Annotated in this window: 16 protein-coding genes and 1 other RNA gene; 7 read left to right on the forward strand and 10 right to left on the reverse strand. The window is 40.0% G+C overall.

Annotated features, from left to right (window positions below; all coding sequences use genetic code 11):
• Nucleotides 1–54: 54 nt before the first annotated feature.
• From purE to M2135_RS11270, 3 genes are all read left to right on the forward strand, one after another.
• Nucleotides 55–561 carry a 5-(carboxyamino)imidazole ribonucleotide mutase gene (gene purE, locus M2135_RS11260; protein ID WP_280748608.1) on the forward strand — a complete coding sequence of 169 codons (507 nt, stop codon included), beginning with the start codon at nt 55–57 and terminating at the stop codon, nt 559–561.
• Between the two features lie 23 nt (nt 562–584).
• Nucleotides 585–2,060 carry a cysteine--tRNA ligase gene (gene cysS / locus M2135_RS11265; protein ID WP_280748609.1) on the forward strand — a complete coding sequence of 492 codons (1,476 nt, stop codon included), beginning with the start codon at nt 585–587 and terminating at the stop codon, nt 2,058–2,060.
• A gap of 89 nt (nt 2,061–2,149) precedes the next feature.
• A complete protein-coding gene (locus M2135_RS11270; RefSeq protein ID WP_280748610.1) occupies nt 2,150–2,557 on the forward strand; it encodes a PaaI family thioesterase in 408 nt (135 codons plus the stop codon).
• Nucleotides 2,558–2,578: 21 nt separating this feature from the next.
• Here the strand turns inward: M2135_RS11270 and mnmD are convergent, their stop codons facing one another.
• From mnmD to M2135_RS11285, 3 genes are read right to left on the reverse strand one after another with little or no spacing between them, the layout of a single operon-like run.
• The gene (mnmD, locus tag M2135_RS11275) at nt 2,579–3,244 is read right to left on the reverse strand and encodes a tRNA (5-methylaminomethyl-2-thiouridine)(34)-methyltransferase MnmD (protein WP_280748611.1); all 666 of its coding nucleotides are present in this window, start codon (nt 3,242–3,244) and stop codon (nt 2,579–2,581) included.
• Nucleotides 3,245–3,248: 4 nt separating this feature from the next.
• Nucleotides 3,249–4,022 (reverse strand): DUF5040 domain-containing protein, encoded by a 774-nt coding sequence (locus M2135_RS11280; protein ID WP_280748612.1) that lies wholly within the window; start codon nt 4,020–4,022, stop codon nt 3,249–3,251.
• Between the two features lie 21 nt (nt 4,023–4,043).
• Entirely contained in the window at nt 4,044–4,529 is a 486-nt protein-coding gene (locus tag M2135_RS11285; RefSeq protein ID WP_280748613.1) for a low molecular weight protein-tyrosine-phosphatase, read from the reverse strand.
• Nucleotides 4,530–4,955: 426 nt separating this feature from the next.
• Between M2135_RS11285 and M2135_RS11290 the strand changes: the two genes are divergently transcribed.
• Together M2135_RS11290 and M2135_RS11295 are read left to right on the forward strand one after the other, a co-directional pair.
• Complete coding sequence (locus M2135_RS11290; protein WP_280748614.1) at nt 4,956–6,260, forward strand: hypothetical protein; 1,305 nt, start codon at nt 4,956–4,958, stop codon at nt 6,258–6,260.
• A 69-nt stretch (nt 6,261–6,329) separates the two neighbouring features.
• Nucleotides 6,330–6,707: a putative quinol monooxygenase gene (locus M2135_RS11295; RefSeq protein WP_280748615.1), complete on the forward strand. Its 378-nt coding sequence runs from the start codon at nt 6,330–6,332 to the stop codon at nt 6,705–6,707.
• A gap of 56 nt (nt 6,708–6,763) precedes the next feature.
• Here M2135_RS11295 and M2135_RS11300 read toward each other — a convergent pair whose 3' ends face one another.
• The 5 genes from M2135_RS11300 to M2135_RS11320 all read right to left on the reverse strand — a co-directional run bounded on the left by M2135_RS11300 (nt 6,764) and on the right by M2135_RS11320 (nt 11,614).
• Nucleotides 6,764–7,222, reverse strand: coding sequence for a hypothetical protein (locus M2135_RS11300; RefSeq protein ID WP_280748616.1), 459 nt, complete (start codon nt 7,220–7,222; stop codon nt 6,764–6,766).
• A 108-nt stretch (nt 7,223–7,330) separates the two neighbouring features.
• Entirely contained in the window at nt 7,331–8,293 is a 963-nt protein-coding gene (locus tag M2135_RS11305; RefSeq protein WP_280748617.1) for a hypothetical protein, read from the reverse strand.
• A 223-nt stretch (nt 8,294–8,516) separates the two neighbouring features.
• On the reverse strand, nt 8,517–9,512 hold the full coding sequence (locus M2135_RS11310) for a GGGtGRT protein (RefSeq protein WP_280748618.1): 996 nt from the start codon (nt 9,510–9,512) through the stop codon (nt 8,517–8,519).
• Nucleotides 9,513–9,706: 194 nt separating this feature from the next.
• Nucleotides 9,707–10,399, reverse strand: a complete 693-nt coding sequence (locus M2135_RS11315; RefSeq protein ID WP_280748619.1) for a hypothetical protein — start codon at nt 10,397–10,399, stop codon at nt 9,707–9,709.
• 150 nt (nt 10,400–10,549) lie between these two features.
• Entirely contained in the window at nt 10,550–11,614 is a 1,065-nt protein-coding gene (locus M2135_RS11320) for an AhpC/TSA family protein (protein WP_280748620.1), read from the reverse strand.
• A 495-nt stretch (nt 11,615–12,109) separates the two neighbouring features.
• On the opposite strand from M2135_RS11320, the gene M2135_RS11325 reads away from it, so the two are divergent.
• Complete coding sequence (locus M2135_RS11325) at nt 12,110–12,712, forward strand: riboflavin synthase (protein ID WP_280748621.1); 603 nt, start codon at nt 12,110–12,112, stop codon at nt 12,710–12,712.
• A 58-nt stretch (nt 12,713–12,770) separates the two neighbouring features.
• Here M2135_RS11325 and M2135_RS11330 read toward each other — a convergent pair whose 3' ends face one another.
• Nucleotides 12,771–14,141 (reverse strand): YihY/virulence factor BrkB family protein, encoded by a 1,371-nt coding sequence (locus M2135_RS11330; RefSeq protein ID WP_280748622.1) that lies wholly within the window; start codon nt 14,139–14,141, stop codon nt 12,771–12,773.
• 20 nt (nt 14,142–14,161) lie between these two features.
• Nucleotides 14,162–14,535: RNase P RNA component class A (gene rnpB, locus M2135_RS11335), an RNA gene on the reverse strand.
• Between the two features lie 301 nt (nt 14,536–14,836).
• Between rnpB and M2135_RS11340 the strand changes: the two genes are divergently transcribed.
• A complete protein-coding gene (locus M2135_RS11340; RefSeq protein ID WP_280748623.1) occupies nt 14,837–16,354 on the forward strand; it encodes a Do family serine endopeptidase in 1,518 nt (505 codons plus the stop codon).
• Nucleotides 16,355–16,386: the final 32 nt, after the last annotated feature.

The following is a 16,386-nucleotide window of genomic DNA, read 5'->3' on the forward strand; positions in this document are numbered from 1 at the left end:
AATAAAGAGATACCCGAAGAGATAGCGGGTAGCGTATAAATAAATTGAGAGAATATGACTCCTGTTGTAAGTATAATTATGGGTAGCACGTCGGATCTTCCAGTTATGGAAAAAGCTGCCGGGTTTTTAAATGAGATGGAAGTACCGTTTGAAATGCATGCTCTTTCTGCGCATCGTACTCCCGCTGAGGTGGAAATATTTGCCAAAGGTGCTAAAGATCGAGGAATTAAAGTGATTATTGCAGCAGCAGGTATGGCCGCTCATTTGTGTGGTGTGATTGCTTCGATGACCACATTGCCGGTGATAGGCGTTCCGATCAATTCGACCCTGGACGGGATGGATGCACTTTTGGCAATCGTTCAGATGCCTCCGGGGATTCCAGTAGCTACAGTTGGTATTAATGGAGCATTGAATGCCGGTATTCTTGCAGTTCAGATATTATCAGTAGGCGATGAGCAATTACAGGAGAAACTGATCGCTTATAAAGAAGACCTTAAAACGAAAATAGTAAAGGCGAATACCGATTTGGCCAAAGTCACCTTTACGTATAAAACAAATTGATACTCTAAACTCATTTGTCAACGATGGAACATCCTTTATTTATACATAATACCCTTTCAAGAAAAAAAGAACAGTTTACTCCTTTACATGCACCTTATGTCGGTATGTATGTCTGTGGACCGACAGTCTATAGTGATGCGCATCTGGGGCATGCTCGTTCGGCTATCACGTTTGACCTGTTGTTTCGCTATCTGAAACATCTGGGGTATAAAGTCAGATATGTCAGAAATGTGACCGACGTCGGACATTTAGAGCATGATGCCGATGAAGGTGAAGATAAGATTGCAAAAAAAGCCCGTTTGGAACAATTGGAACCGATGGAGGTTGTTCAATATTACCTGAATCGTTATCGCAAAGAACTGGATATATTGAATGTACTTCCTCCGAGCATTGAACCACAAGCGTCCGGTCATATAATCGAACAGATCGAATTGGTCAAAAAGATCCTGGATAACGGTTATGCCTATGAAAGCCAGGGGTCGGTTTACTTCGATGTTGAAAAGTATAATAAAGAACATCGGTATGGTATCCTTTCCGGACGGAATATTGAGGATATGTTGAATACAACCCGTATTTTGGACGGTCAGGATGAGAAACGCAATCCGATTGATTTTGCACTTTGGAAAAATGCACAGCCTGAACATATCATGCGATGGCCTTCGCCGTGGAGTAATGGTTTTCCCGGATGGCATTGTGAATGTACGGCTATGGGACGAAAATATTTGGGTAAACATTTTGATATTCATGGAGGTGGTATGGATCTGATCTTTCCACATCATGAATGCGAGATTGCTCAGGCTGTCGCGTCACAGGGCGAAGATATGGTGCGTTATTGGGTGCATAACAATATGATTACTGTAAACGGCCAAAAAATGGGTAAGTCGTTAGGTAACTTTATTACCTTGGAAGAGTTTTTCTCCGGAACACATGAAATGCTTTCGCAGGCTTATTCACCAATGACTATCCGCTTTTTTATTCTTCAGGCACATTATCGCAGCACATTGGATTTTAGTAACGAGGCGTTGCAAGCTTCCGAAAAAGGATTATCGCGTTTGTTGGATGCATATAAACATTTACAGAAATTACAATCGACAGAGCATTCAACAATAGCTGTTAAAGGGATTCGGGAGAAATGTTCCGATGCGATGAATGATGATCTCAATTCGCCTGTGGTTATTTCATATTTGTTTGATGCCGCGCGAGGTATTAATTCGGTAAAAGATGGAAAGGCAACGATCAGTCATGATGATTTACAAGAATTACAAGAGGTCTTTCAAACATTCTTTTTGACTGTTTTAGGCATGAAAGATGAAACCTCTGCGGGAAGTGACAACCAGGATGCATTCGGAAAAGCGGTGGATCTATTGTTGACTATCCGTCAACAAGCCAAAAACAATAAAGATTGGGCAACATCTGATAAAATACGTGATGAGTTATCGGCTTTCGGTTTTGAGATCAAAGATACGAAAGAGGGCGCCGAATGGAAACTAAGCAAATAATGTTTAATGGTTAATGATAAATGATTAATTATTTGTTGTTAACCATATAGAATTAAACATTAATCATTTATAATTAAACATTAAAAACGGTGACTATACAAGAATTTCTTCAGGGCGATAAATTCGCCCTTTTTGCTGGCGTAGAATTGTTGGAAGTCGGTAATGGCTATGCAAAAGCGCGTATGGAAATCAAACCGATGCATCTGAATGGTGGGGGAGTTTGTCAAGGGGGAGCGATTTTTACACTGGCTGATTTAGCTTTTGCTGCTGCAACGAATAGTCATGCACGATTGACATTATCCACCAATTCTTCGATTAATTTCTTTAAATCCGAATCGACAGGGTTTCTTTATGCGGAAGCTCAGGAAATATTCAACCATAAACGACTGGCGCATTGTGAAGTGAAAATCACCAATGAAGCAGGTACTTTAATTGCAACTTTTAATGGCTCTGGTTACCGGAAAGATGCGGAATTACCTTTTGAACCGATTGAATGATGGGCTGAAAAGGTCTTTTTATTATTTAACTCCTCGCAGCATATGCCTTTTTCCCGGTGGTCCGGGTAAACGTTCCATCTTAAAACCGGCTTGTTGCATTTTACGTCGTACTTCCCCTTTAGCACAATAAGTAACGATTATTCCTCCCGAAGAGGTATGCGCATATAATTTGTCGAATATCTCCTGCGTCCACATTTCGGGCTGTTTCTCTGGGGCGAAAGCATCAAAATAGATCAGATCAATACTCTCCGGAAGAGGACAAGAATTACTGTCGTCCTCGATTTTGGTAAATATAAAATGTTCAGCAATTTTTATCGGTTTATTCCAAGAACATCTATGAAGGTGCAGGAAAAATTCTTCCCTTTCCGGCCAGATCAATGAACCAAAGTTTAATCTATCGACCAACTCTTCCGGCAGCGGATACCGTTCGATACTTATATATTCAATCGTTTGCGTACTGTTTTCCTCTGCCTCTTTGAATGTAAGAAAAGCATTCAGTCCGGTGCCGAAACCGATCTCCAATATCCGTATCTGTTTTTGGGAGAATTGGTGTAGTCCGGCTTCAATAAAAACATGTATCGATTCTTGTATCGCTCCGTTCACCGAATGATAATGCTCGTTTATCTGCGGAACGAATAACGTATGGCTTCCGTCGGCAGTGATCAGTATCTCACGTTTGATCTCCATACGTTTATTTAAGTGGCAATATTTCTTTCATTTTATGGGCAAAAATGGCGGCCATACGTTGTTGAATGTATGATGCTTCACCGCGGATCGGATGCCAACCATATTTTATGCCGTTCAGTTCCTGAGTGTCGGTCGAGTAGAGCAGACTGTAATGTTCATGGGTAACAGGGTGAACCTGGTTTTTAGAGAACCCGATATTTTTATCAAACTCAACAACCGGAAATCCCCATTTCTCAGCCAACTGACGAACTGAGGTATTATAAACCACCCGTGCATCATGCCAGTCGGTACACAATACGATGACAGCCGGTTTACCCGTTGGGGTGTTGTAATATTTCGATTGAGGATCATTTTTCAGTTCGTAACATTCCGAAATATATCGTTTAATCACATAATCGAAAGCCGCGGCATAATTGATTCTTTCAAATGGGGTAGGGTAGTCGTGATAATTTTCTTTCAGCTGTGACGGCTCGAAGACATCCCGTTCGTGTACTTGCATGATCACCAAAGCGTCCAGATTCTCCAGTTCTGCTTTGGAATAGAGAGTGCCGTCAGCCATTCGATTCGCTGTACTGGCAATGGCTTCACCTCCGATAGCCCGGTTAATCGGGTTGGCTCCTAAAACATGGCATCCCATTTCGAACCATCTGTTTTCAGGTGATGCAAAAGAGGCACCGGTCAATAGGAGATTATACTTGTACGTTATCGTATTTTGCTGTGCGAAAACAGCAGTGTAAAAACTAACTATAAATAGGACTAAACTAATTTTCCGGATCATGATTTTTGAGTTATAGTGTGGTTACAATAAAGATTCTTTTATCTGCTCTAACAAACCGTCGCAAGCATCTTCCAGTATATCTAATACGTTTTCAAATCCGCTGGCTCCGCCATAATAGGGATCCGGCACATGATCAATCGTTTTCACTTTAGAAAATTCGGTCATCTGATGAATTTTTTGCTGCGATTCCAGATCCGGGGCCAAACGTTTGAGATTCGTTATATTTTGATCATCCATACCGATAATCAAGTCAAAATGGTCGAAATCATCCATTCGCACCGGGCGAGAGATTGATTCCAATTGATAACCTCGCCGAGAGGCATGCGTCCGCATACGTTGGTCGGCCATCTCCCCCTCATGATAAGCGGCAGTACCGGCAGAGTCAATCTCAAAGCGATCTTCAAGTCCGGCCTCTTTGACGACTTTTTTCATCACGGCTTCGGCCGAAGGAGAGCGACAGATATTCCCCAGACAGACAAAAAGGAGTTTGATTTTTTCTTGTTTCATCTTTTATCAATTGAGCGGTAATAACGGACAAAAATAAGCATTTATATGGACTGTAACGCTTGTGAAATGAAATATATTGAATCAGAAACATACATGAATACGGTCAAAAACCGCAGGGGTTTCGAACACTTTTCTGTTAGAGGTACGTCTAAAATAATTTAGAGGTACCTCTAAACTGATTTACACCTACCTCTAAATCCATTTAGACGTACCTCTAACAAAAAACAGAGGTAGGTACAACAAAAAAACGAATAGTCTGTTCGAAAAAGCGATTCAAATGATGCAAATAGTTCTTTACAATCTGTTGTAAAAATGTGATAGAAGAGTTTTTTTGCAAATAATCTGTTTTTTTGAGTATTGATGCATCCTTTTTATGTATTTTGCATTAACTATATAGTCCGTTAAATGATAACTTATGAAAAACGTATGAAAACAAGATCCTATTACCCGCTTCTACTGATATTCTTTCTGTTTATTGCTTGCGATAAGGATGGCGAAGAGATATATTCCGATATGTTATCGGTTGCCGATTTGAGAAAGACAGTTGTCGGAGATCATTCTGTTACCTTTCGGTGGGGGGAAGAGAATATATATTCCGACTTTTCGACTCCCGGGTTGCAAACAAGGTGTATGCCATATTATAATGTATCTCTCCCTACATCCTATGAGATCTATCAATCCTCACATCCGGAAAACGGGTTTGAGAAAATCGAGGAGATAACGTATCGTGATTTTGTAACTCATACCGTAAATAATCTGCCCAATGGTATTCCTGTTTATTTTTATGTGAAATCGATTCGTAAAGGATTTGAATCGCGAAAAACTTCTACTATCATGTTGGTTCCGGGAATAGAACCGAAGACGGAACTCTTTTATACAGGAAAGTCACAGTCTGTTATCCGAACCGTGTTTTCTCCTGATTTAGAGAAGGTGGCTCATGTCGAATCGCATTATTCGCAAGAATCGTTATTTTTTTCTTCTATAAACGAATCAGTAATAATACAACTGTTGGCTGGGTCTAATAGTGATCCGTATTGGTCGTATGACAGCAAGCAGTTATTATTTACAGCAAACTCTTTCAACTTAAGGCTGTCTGAAGAACCGTCGTATATCTCCCTGTATGATTTAGAAACACAAGCAATTAAACCTTTGACTAAAGAACGGGATTCAAGGGATCGATTTCCTGTGTTCTCCAAGGATAACACCAAGGTCTTTTATTTTTCGTATGAAGTAGACTCTTATCAAGTTGGAATTCGTATACTTGATTTGGAAACGATGGAGGATGAACAGTTCATTGATTTACAGACTTTTTATTTTGATTTTACACAAATCATGACTGTTATTATGGCTGTGACTGATCAGTTTATTTTGTTTGAAGGGTATCAAGATGCTTTAACACGAGTCCCCCCAGTGCCCGTCCCTCCTCCAGTTTCTTTATATATACTCTCTTTGGAGGATAAACAGATTCGTCCGTTATTCCCTTCGTTATGGGATGATAAAAGTCCGGCAGTATCACCGGATGGGAATCGTGTGGCGTTTTTATCCAACCGTTCGGGATCCTATCAGATTTGGGTTTATGATATAAATCTCGAAACATATCGACAAGTCACCGGTTCTCAGAATGATGACGAGCAATACAGGTATGATCATTATATCGGGTGGCTGGATGATTCAACGCTTTATTATGGTGATCATTCAGGTAATTTATCTAAAATTGAGTTGGATAATTAATCGAATTACATTTCATTTCATCTAAAAGAATTATCTTTGGCAATTGATAATTAAAAAACACAATTTGGTATGAAAAAGGTTATTACAAAAGGATTGATTTTAAGTGCTTTATTTATGATGTTTGTCTTGAATCCTGTCACATCAAAGGCACAGACAAATGAAGGAGAGTTAACGATTGTAGCGCATGTTACAGTGAATGCGGCTTATAAAAGTGAAGTGTTGAAAGCTTTAGAGGCTGTCGTTGAAGGTACTCGTAAGGAAGAAGGTAATGTCGCTTATGTGGTATGGGAAGATACCAGTAATTCGGATAAATTGACGATTATTGAAGTGTGGAAATCTCAACAAGCCATAGATTATCATAACAATACGGATCATTTCAAAGCGTTTGTGAAAGCGATTGAAGGTAAGGCTGATCTGGAAGTGTATACGATGAAAAAGAAATTTTGAAAGAACGATTTGACGTTTAAAAAGGCTGTCCCAAACGGATAGCCTTTTTTGTGCGATCAGGAATTTTTAATTGCAAAACTGTTGCAGATATCTGTCGCATCTTGTTCAAATCCGTTGATATAAGTGATAGAAGCCAAAAGAGCGACATTCGAGTCGGTATCCATGAGTGCGACGAAGATCATATTTATTCCGCCTACTGTTCCTTCGATATAGGCGCCTTCAAGTGTAGTCAGTACCAGCTCACCGAACTCCGCATTTTGCATACCGGCGTCGTTGGCCATGCCGCCTAATATTTCTCCCATATTTTCAGCACTTACCCCTTTATAGTCAAAGACTTCAATGGCCAGGTGAATGTTGTCGTTTTTGGCTTCGAACGACTCTTTATTATTGCCAACCCGTTTAAAATCGGCCGGGACGCTGAACGATAATCCGTATTGTTCCCACTCAAATTTTTGAAAAGTATTCACATTCAAGGTCAGTAAAAAGGAAGAGAGAACCAAGAGGAGTCTGATCATATTTGTTGTTTTAAAACTATTTAGACAAATATAAGCACTTGAAATGAATATCCGGTGAATTAAGGGAGGAAAAAACGATTTATTTGGGTGTAATAGGCTGTGGTCTTTTTAAATAGCATCAATGATCTTTCGTTGTTCATTAAAGAAATTGCGACGTTGTATCTCTCCACTTTCCGATATCTGAGTGGAGGATCTGAGTAACGAATAGGTCCATTTTTTTGTGTTTTCCATGGTTAATTCGTCTAAAGAAATGATGTCGTATAACGTAAAAGATCGGATCAGGCTTAATTTATATTTTTCGGAATAGATGTAAGAGAAACCTGTTTCAAAATTGATGTTGGAGATATAGATGTTTATCTTATTTCCAAATTCATTCTCCCCCTTGTAGGCGATCTCTTCCAAGTAACCGACAAAATGCAATAGGTCTTTTTTTAGTAATTTCAGATCATCTGTACTGATGATATTTACATCCGCAAAATAGTTGATGTCATCTACAAAATTCTGGAAGATCATTTTGTCGAAGATATAGTCTGTTTTTTTGAAATGTCCGTATGCTCTTCTTTTCTCTTCCAGTAGTTCCAATATTCTGCCTGTCTGGGTCACATCACTGTATAAAATTGTCTTTTTCTTGTTGTCGAATTGACACAGCCATTTAAAAAGATAAAAACGAGTCAGATATTCAAATTTTAAATGTAATGCATCGGGAAATATCTTAGTTGCAATTCCCATTTCGGAGTCCGGATCTTTTTTTATTTCATTGAGGATTGTAAGGAATTCTTCAATCATAACATAATCGGTTCTTTCCGGTTGTGCATAATTGGTTAATTTCAGGTGGAATGGTCTGCTTTTTGTTGAGGTGATGCCGACAATACTGTCGAGGGATATGCCTAACTTACCGGATATCAAGCCGATTTCCTGGAAGGAGAAGGGAACTTCTCCTCTCAATCTTCGATACAACGCTTCTTTTGAAATGGGAAGAATATCCAGTAACCTATTGCTTAAATCAGCCTTTCTCGGATATTTATCTGAGATAATTTGTAGAAAATTATCATAAAAAGAATCGCCTTTCATGACACACACAATTTAATAATGCAAATTTAAAATGATCTTTCAATCAGCGACTCTGTTTTATGTAAAATATGTAATAATAGTAGGTTAAAATGAATAAATAGGAGAAATAAGTCGGTTTTACTCTTTTTTGCTTGGTTGCTTATGAATGAAAAGTAACTGTCCGGAAAAAATAAAGGCTGTAACTTTTTTTGAATTACAGCCTTTTATTGTCAGATGATATTTTTTATTTCGCTTGCTCAATAGCCACAGCTACTGCAACAGTCGCACCTACCATCGGATTGTTACCCATTCCAAGGAATCCCATCATTTCTACGTGTGCAGGAACAGATGAAGAACCAGCAAACTGAGCATCACCGTGCATACGACCCATTGTGTCGGTCATACCATAGGATGCAGGACCAGCTGCCATATTATCCGGATGAAGTGTACGGCCTGTACCGCCACCTGAAGCGACAGAGAAGTATTTCCGTCCGTTTTCCAGGCACTCTTTTTTGTATGTACCGGCAACAGGATGTTGGAAGCGGGTCGGATTTGTGGAGTTTCCTGTAATGGATACATCAACACCTTCCTTGGCCATAATAGCTACACCTTCGCGAACGTCGTCGGCGCCATAACATTTTACTTTGGCACGCAAACCTTCGGAATAAGCTTTTTCTTTAACAACGTTGACTTCCCCTGAAGCATAATCAAATTGAGTTTGCACATAAGTAAAGCCATTGATACGTGAGATGATCATCGCAGCATCTTTGCCTAAACCGTTCAGGATAACGCGTAAAGGTTCTTTACGTACTTTATTGGCCATCTCTGCGATTTTAATTGCTCCTTCTGCCGCAGCGAATGATTCGTGACCGGCCAGGAATGCAAAACATTTGGTCTCTTCGCGAAGCAGACGGGCTGCCAGGTTTCCGTGGCCGATACCTACTTTACGGTCGTCGGCTACTGATCCTTTGATACAGAATGCCTGCAAGCCGATACCAATCGCTTCGGCTGCTTCGGCTGCTGTTTTAGCACCTTTCTTTATAGCGATAGCTGCACCTACGACGTAAGCCCAGCATGCATTTTCAAAACAGATCGGTTGTGTTTCCTTACACATGGTATAAGGGTCGATACCTTTCGCGTCGCAGATGGCTTTTGCGTCTTCGATGCTGTTGATACCATATTCTTTTAAAACCGCGTTGATGTGATCTATCCGGCGGTCGTAACTTTCAAATAAAGCCATATTATTTTTACTTTTTAAAATTCTTAATTACCAGGATTAATGATAGAATGAAGTTAACAATAAGTACGCCACCACAACAGGCTACAAAGAATGCCATCCACGGTCTGTCTGGCTTTAAAACAAAATAGGCAATAACAGACGCAATCGCTGTTACTGCAATCAGCCCACTGAGAACGCGTATGAATATTGTTCTTCTACTCATGTCTCGGATCGATATATTTTACAGCATCTTTAAAACGTCCGTAGGTTCCTTTGGCTTTTTCCAACGCTTCGTTAGCATCCGTTCCTTTTTTCACCATATCCATGAATTTACCCAAGTGGATGAATTCATAACCGATCACTTCGCCGTCGGCATCCAATGCCATGCGTGTACAGTAACCTTCTGCCATCTCCAGATAACGCGGACCTTTAGCCAATGTTCCGAACATGGTACCAACCTGGCTGCGTAATCCTTTACCCAAGTCTTCCAGACCAGCACCGATAGGCAGACCACCTTCAGAGAAAGCCGATTGTGTACGACCGTAAACGATCTGTAGGAACAATTCACGCATAGCCGTGTTAATTGCATCACAAACCAAGTCGGTATTTAATGCTTCCAGTAATGTTTTTCCCGGAAGGATTTCAGAAGCCATAGCAGCAGAGTGGGTCATTCCTGAACAACCGACTGTTTCAACCAACGCTTCCTGGATTATACCTTCTTTGACATTCAGAGTCAATTTACAAGTCCCCTGTTGAGGAGCACACCAACCCACACCATGAGTCAGACCAGAGATGTCTGTGATTTGAGTTGCTCTAACCCATTTTCCTTCTTCAGGAATTGGAGCATTCGGATGGTTTGCCCCCTTTTTTACAACACACATTTGTTGTACTTCGTGAGAATAAATCATAATCGCTAATTAATTTTATGTATGATAATAAAACTGTTCTGTTTCTGTGACTGCCTACATCTGTTTTTACAAGAGTATTTAGGCGTTAATTGACGCACAAATATAGTTGAAAGATGAAAGCTACACAAGGAATGTTTGTGATTTGAACGCCTATTTCAGTATTTCTGCCAGTTTGGCATCTAACAATTCTCCACTGAGATTTTTAGCGATAATCGTACCATCGCCATCAATCAATACGGTATGAGGGATGCTGTTAACTCCATATAATGCAGCGCCTTCGCATTGCCAATATTTCAGATCGGACATTTGTGGCCATGTAATATTTAACTCCTCAATCCCTTTTACCCACGCATCGTGTGTACGGTCTAAAGAAACGCCTACAACTTCAAATTTTTTACCTTTGTATTGTTTGTAAACTTCTACCAGATGCGGCATGTCGCGACGACACGGTGGACACCAAGAGGCCCAGAAGTCGATTAATACAACCTTCCCTTTTCCTACATAATCAGAAAGTTTTATCGCATTGCCTTTCGGGTCAGCCATTTCAAAATCGGTGAATTTTTTGCCGATAGCTACTTTTTCGAGTGTAGCAAGATGTTCGATTAATTTATCGACTCCGGCAACTGATTTGAACAGATCTCCGCTATTGTTGATTGCCTGGCGACGGAAATCTTCTTCCAAACTGTGTCTGAAATCATAGACTAATTTAGCAGAAGAGACATTGTCGGGGTGGTTCTGAATATATTGTTGAACGAGCGACATCAGTTGTCTATATGCAGCTTCTTCATCCTCATGTTCTGTAGTCAATCCTTTGAGTAGTTCGGTTTGAAGGGTTGCCCAGTCATTGTTTTCGGGAGTTCCTGTCACTGTCGGTGTTTCATTTAAATCTACGGTCAACTGACCATTTTCAAGAACAAATATAGCTTTATAAGGTGCATTCAAGCCTGTTTGAGCCCGTTGAGGTTCAAAGTCTTTCGAGGTAAATTCAATCACGCCGAGGGTAGGGGTGAGTTGATCACCTTTAAAAGTGAACTTCCCGTTTTCAACTAAAGTACTGTCCAATGGGTTTTCGATACTCTTATTGTATTCATAGAGATAGATGTATTTACCATTCAGATCTGCATTTGAAACTGTGCCGGAGATCTTATAGCCAGGTTGTTGCGCACAGGCTACGAGTAAAAGCGCTGTAGTCAGGAGATAAAAATACTTCTTCATGTTTGTATAATTTTTTAATGAATGAATATGCTTTGACGTGGATATTTTGGCAAAGATATTGTATTCTGCGAATTTTTAGAACCTTCCTGCCGCTTTTCAGAACATATTGGATAAACAAAACTTCTTCATCCTTCATTTTTCAGACATAACCGACAGTTTTTCAAACGAAGGCTTGGTTTATTTGCACCTTTATGAACACTTTTCTGTTAGAGGTACCTCTAAAACAATTTAGACGTACCTCTAAATCAATTTACACCTACCTCTAAACAAATTTAGACGTACCTCTAACAAAAAACAGAGGTGCGTCTGACAGAATAGTCTTTCAGATATTATAAAAAAAGGGACAGCATGTTTTTTCTATTTCCATGGGAGGGTGTGGAAATGTATGTTGGCTTTTCGAAAACCAGCAATAGGCTGAACGCAAAAAATATTCATTTGTTTTAGGTGTTTAAAATGCGTATTTTTGATGTCTCAAACTTATTAAATCAGAAAGATATGTTTTCAGGAATCGTAGAAGAAGCGGCCACTGTTGTAGGCATTGAAGCAGAAAGAGGGAATATCCACCTGACCATGAACTGTTCGTTTGTGGGTGAACTAAAGATAGATCAAAGCGTGTCACATAATGGCGTCTGTTTGACTGTTGTCCGCATAACGGATGATACTTATACGGTAACAGCCATTCAGGAGACTTTAGATCGTTCAAACCTTGGCCTGTTAAAAATCGGCGACAGGGTGAATCTGGAACGTAGCATGATCATGAATGGCAGATTGGATGGGCATATCGTGCAGGGACATGTTGATCAGACGGCTGTTTGTGAAAATGTAAAGGAAGCGGATGGCAGTTGGTATTATACATTTAAATATGACTTCAATAAAGAGATGGCGCGACAGGGATATATGACTGTTGAGAAAGGGTCTGTTTGTGTGAATGGTGTCAGTTTAACGGTGTGTAATTCCCAAGAGGATAGTTTTGAGGTGGCCATTATTCCGTACACGCATGACTTTACCAACTTTGGTCAAATAGCGGTTGGGACTGTTGTCAATCTGGAATTTGATATTGTCGGAAAGTATATCAGTAAAATGATGCAATATAAATAATGAGAATAAGGCGCAGGTTATTTGTTTTGATTTCAGTTGAATAATTTGCGCCTTACGATCAAAGATCTTTTAAAAGAATATCTCCCATTGTATGAAACATATCTTCCCGAACTTTTAAGACCGCTCTCCATTCTGGATTGAATCTCTCCGTTTTATCGATTTTAAAATTTTCAGAACCAAGCTGATCAAGATGGTTTAACAGATAGGCAACAGATATTTGGTTGATATCAATGGCCGGCTGATAGTAGATCACCCATTCGTCTTTATCGTCAATGACTTCCGTTAATATATGGAGTTCGGTTAAGGTATATACTATTTCGGTGGTCAGGCGGATCGGAATGTGGTATGTTTCTGAAAGTTCGTCGGCAGTATATGGTTTTTCACCTTTTTCAAATCGTTTGACAATCAGTGATGTGATGAGTACAAAAATAAAATCTTTATACCTCCGGCTGATGTTTTTACTGTCTTTTTCAAAGCTGAATTTTCCAACATTTTGTGCCCCATAAGCGAGTGCTCCACCAAACAAACAGATTAGCCAGGAGAGTTGTAACCAAAGCAGCAAGAGTGGTATAGCTGCAAAACTACCATAAATGGCATTGTATTTTGTGACCCAGATCTGACCACTGATGTAGATGTATTGAAATATTTGGAATGCACACCCGGCAACAATTCCTGCCATTAATCCGGGCAGAAACCGTACTTTGGTATTTGGCAGGAAAATATAGAGTCCGGCAAAAACAAGCGAAGCGATCACAAAAGGGACTGTTTTCAGTATGGCATCTACAAATGGGGTTAAGAATACAAATTGATCAAGGATGGTATTTTGAAGGGAGGATATAAAAATGGATATACCACTTGATGCCGTCATGAGAACGGGGATAATCAGAAAGAGCGCTAAATAGTCGGTGACTTTCCGCGGTATTGAGCGTGATTTATTGATTTGCCAGATATCATTAAATGTATCTTCTATATTGGAAATCAGATTAACTACGGTATAAAGCAACAAGATAACTCCAATCCCAACAATCAGACCTCCTTGGGCTTGTGTTAAATAACCATCGACAAATTCAAACGCTTTGTTCAACTCATTATCGTGCCCCGGGAAATAGTCACCTAAAGCGTTGCGGACAATATCCTGAAACCCAAAACCTCTGGCAATACCCAGCAATACGGCCAGCATGGGGACAATAGCCAATAATGTACTGTATGTTAGTGCCGAAGCTCTGCTTTGTAGATTTTCATTATTAAAACTGCGAACGGCTAACAGGATGGTTTTTATTGTATTTATTCCTAACTCTTTTATTCCACTCACTTCGTTACCCGTTATCCGCCAGATATCATACGTAATAAAATGAATCGCTTTTGAAATAAATGAACTGATCTGTTCAAAAAAGGAGGGTTTACTTTCTTTTTTATTATTTCTACCCATAATAATGATGATTATAAAAAAATAACAGCCTGTCTGTAAGCCGGGTTCTGTTCTTTACTTATTTTAATAAATAAGATAAAGCGTCTGCCATTTATCTCGACTTGCCGTCACCGACAAGCTCTAGCGGTCTACCCCCCGGCATCGAGCGAGCAACTCTACTGCGCCGGTATACATGACCTTACAACCCATAAGACGTACGGCATCTCATATTGCTATGAAACCCGGTGAGCTCTTACCTCACCTTTTCACCCTTATTCCGCTAAGCGAAACGGTTATTTTCTGTTACGCTACTCTACCCTTGCGGATAGCTTCCCGTTAGGAAGTATGGTGCTCTGTGTTGCCCGGACTTTCCTCTCATATAATCACTTATATAAGCGACAGACCGACAGGCTGTAGGGGGCAAAGGTATAATTAAAATAATCAATTTGGCGAACGTCGACGAATAAACTGTCTTTTTGAATAACTTTTCTGACTTATTAGCTGTTGTATATATGTGGATGTGACCTTTTGTCAGTCTGAAAATGTTAAGAGAGTAATATGTTATGCACGGTACTGTTAATCCCAGTTAAGGTTTGGGAGAAACTCGTTAAAAGTGATAAAAAATGTACTAAAAAAGAGTATCTGCACGTTTTTTGAATTTAATTTGTCATCAATGAAATGTTAAATTTAAGTGTTTAATTAAAAGTAAGAAAGTTATGAAGAAAACGTGGAAGAATATGCTGGGAATCGTTTTGGTTGTTGCCGTAAGTGTAGGGGCAGCCGTTGGGACGAGTGCGTATATGATGAACAAAAAACAGGCTGAATCTTCGTATTTCGTGGAATCCGAATACGGGTTTAGACAACAACCTGTGCATTTGGCCAACTTGAACACTATTGCAGCAGAGAGTATCGATTTTACTGTGGCGGCTGAGAGTTCGGTACATGCCGTTGTGCATATCAAAGCAACAACCAATATCAATGCCCGGTCTGGCGGACGCCAGCAATATATAGATCCATTTGAGTATTTCTTTGGTTTCGGCAACAGAGGTTATCAACGTCAGCCACAACCGCGAGTAGGTGCCGGATCTGGGGTAATCATTTCTACCGACGGATATATTATTACCAACAATCATGTGATAGAAGGTGCTGATGAATTGGAAGTGACATTGAATGATAATCGGAAATTTGTTGCCAAAACGATTGGTACTGATCCATCTACAGATATTGCATTGATTAAAATTAGTGCAGAAGATCTGCCTACTATTCCATTTGGAGATTCTGAAAAATTGAAAGTGGGAGAGTGGGTATTGGCTATTGGGAATCCGTTTAATCTCACCTCTACAGTGACTGCCGGTATTGTCAGTGCAAAAGGACGTGGTATTTCAGCCGGAGGTGGTGATCGCAGCCGTATTGAATCGTTTATTCAAACAGACGCCGCCGTTAATCCCGGAAATAGCGGGGGAGCGCTGGTCAACACGAAAGGAGAGTTGGTCGGTATTAATACGGCGATCTATTCGGAAACAGGAAATTTTGCAGGTTATTCATTTGCAGTGCCTATTAGTATTGCCGGAAAAGTGGCGAGTGATTTAAAACAATATGGAGCCGTACAACGAGCCATCTTAGGGGTTATGATTGCAGATGTCAGCAATATTCCTGAAGAAGAAAAGAGTAAAGTGAAAGTATTAGAAGGTGCTTATGTATCAGACTTTGCACAACGAAGTTCTGCCAAAGAAGCAGGGCTTGAGAAAGGAGATGTAATTACAGCAGTTAATGATGTCCGTGTAAGAACTGCAAACGGATTGCAGGAGCAGATCAATAAGTTCCGTCCTGGCGATAAAGTGAAAGTAGCAGTCGATCGCAATGGTTCGGCTAAAACGTTTACTGTGGAATTACGCAATGCTCAGGGAAATACAGAGATTGTTCAGAGCAAAGGAGATGTGTCGGAAGTTTTAGGTGCGGCATTTAAAGAACTGTCTGAGAAACAGAAGCAACAATTAGGGATTAGTTATGGTATTGAAGTGGCCGGTGTATCAAATGGAAAGATTCGTGACGCCGGAATTTCTAAAGGGTATATTATCCTGATTGTAAATGACCAAAGGGTTTCAACACCGGAAGAATTTGAAAAGGTTGTTGAACGTGTCCTGAGAAATGATAGTGAGGATCAAGTGTTGTTTATTAAAGGTATTTATCCAAATGGGCGTACCAAATACTATGCTATAGATCTTGCGGAATAATTTAGAGAATAGAATAGGTTTTTATAGGCAAA

This window comes from Parabacteroides sp. PF5-9, assembly GCF_029893105.1.
In the GTDB taxonomy this organism is placed as follows: Bacteria; Bacteroidota; Bacteroidia; order Bacteroidales; family Tannerellaceae; genus JARXWG01.

Excerpts from the sequence above, each read along its gene's own strand:
- M2135_RS11340 (WP_280748623.1), top strand. The coding sequence starts at position 14,837 with ATGAAGAAAACGTGGAAGAATATGCTGGGAATCGTTTTGGTTGTTGCC.
- M2135_RS11300 (WP_280748616.1), bottom strand. The coding sequence starts at position 7,222 with ATGATCAGACTCCTCTTGGTTCTCTCTTCCTTTTTACTGACCTTGAAT.
- M2135_RS11330 (WP_280748622.1), bottom strand. The coding sequence starts at position 14,141 with ATGGGTAGAAATAATAAAAAAGAAAGTAAACCCTCCTTTTTTGAACAG.
- M2135_RS11310 (WP_280748618.1), bottom strand. The coding sequence starts at position 9,512 with ATGGCTTTATTTGAAAGTTACGACCGCCGGATAGATCACATCAACGCG.
- M2135_RS11290 (WP_280748614.1), top strand. The coding sequence starts at position 4,956 with ATGAAAACAAGATCCTATTACCCGCTTCTACTGATATTCTTTCTGTTT.
- M2135_RS11320 (WP_280748620.1), bottom strand. The coding sequence starts at position 11,614 with ATGAAGAAGTATTTTTATCTCCTGACTACAGCGCTTTTACTCGTAGCC.
- M2135_RS11325 (WP_280748621.1), top strand. The coding sequence starts at position 12,110 with ATGTTTTCAGGAATCGTAGAAGAAGCGGCCACTGTTGTAGGCATTGAA.
- purE (WP_280748608.1), top strand. The coding sequence starts at position 55 with ATGACTCCTGTTGTAAGTATAATTATGGGTAGCACGTCGGATCTTCCA.
- M2135_RS11305 (WP_280748617.1), bottom strand. The coding sequence starts at position 8,293 with ATGAAAGGCGATTCTTTTTATGATAATTTTCTACAAATTATCTCAGAT.
- cysS (WP_280748609.1), top strand. The coding sequence starts at position 585 with ATGGAACATCCTTTATTTATACATAATACCCTTTCAAGAAAAAAAGAA.
- mnmD (WP_280748611.1), bottom strand. The coding sequence starts at position 3,244 with ATGGAGATCAAACGTGAGATACTGATCACTGCCGACGGAAGCCATACG.
- M2135_RS11280 (WP_280748612.1), bottom strand. The coding sequence starts at position 4,022 with ATGATCCGGAAAATTAGTTTAGTCCTATTTATAGTTAGTTTTTACACT.
- M2135_RS11285 (WP_280748613.1), bottom strand. The coding sequence starts at position 4,529 with ATGAAACAAGAAAAAATCAAACTCCTTTTTGTCTGTCTGGGGAATATC.
- M2135_RS11295 (WP_280748615.1), top strand. The coding sequence starts at position 6,330 with ATGAAAAAGGTTATTACAAAAGGATTGATTTTAAGTGCTTTATTTATG.
- M2135_RS11315 (WP_280748619.1), bottom strand. The coding sequence starts at position 10,399 with ATGATTTATTCTCACGAAGTACAACAAATGTGTGTTGTAAAAAAGGGG.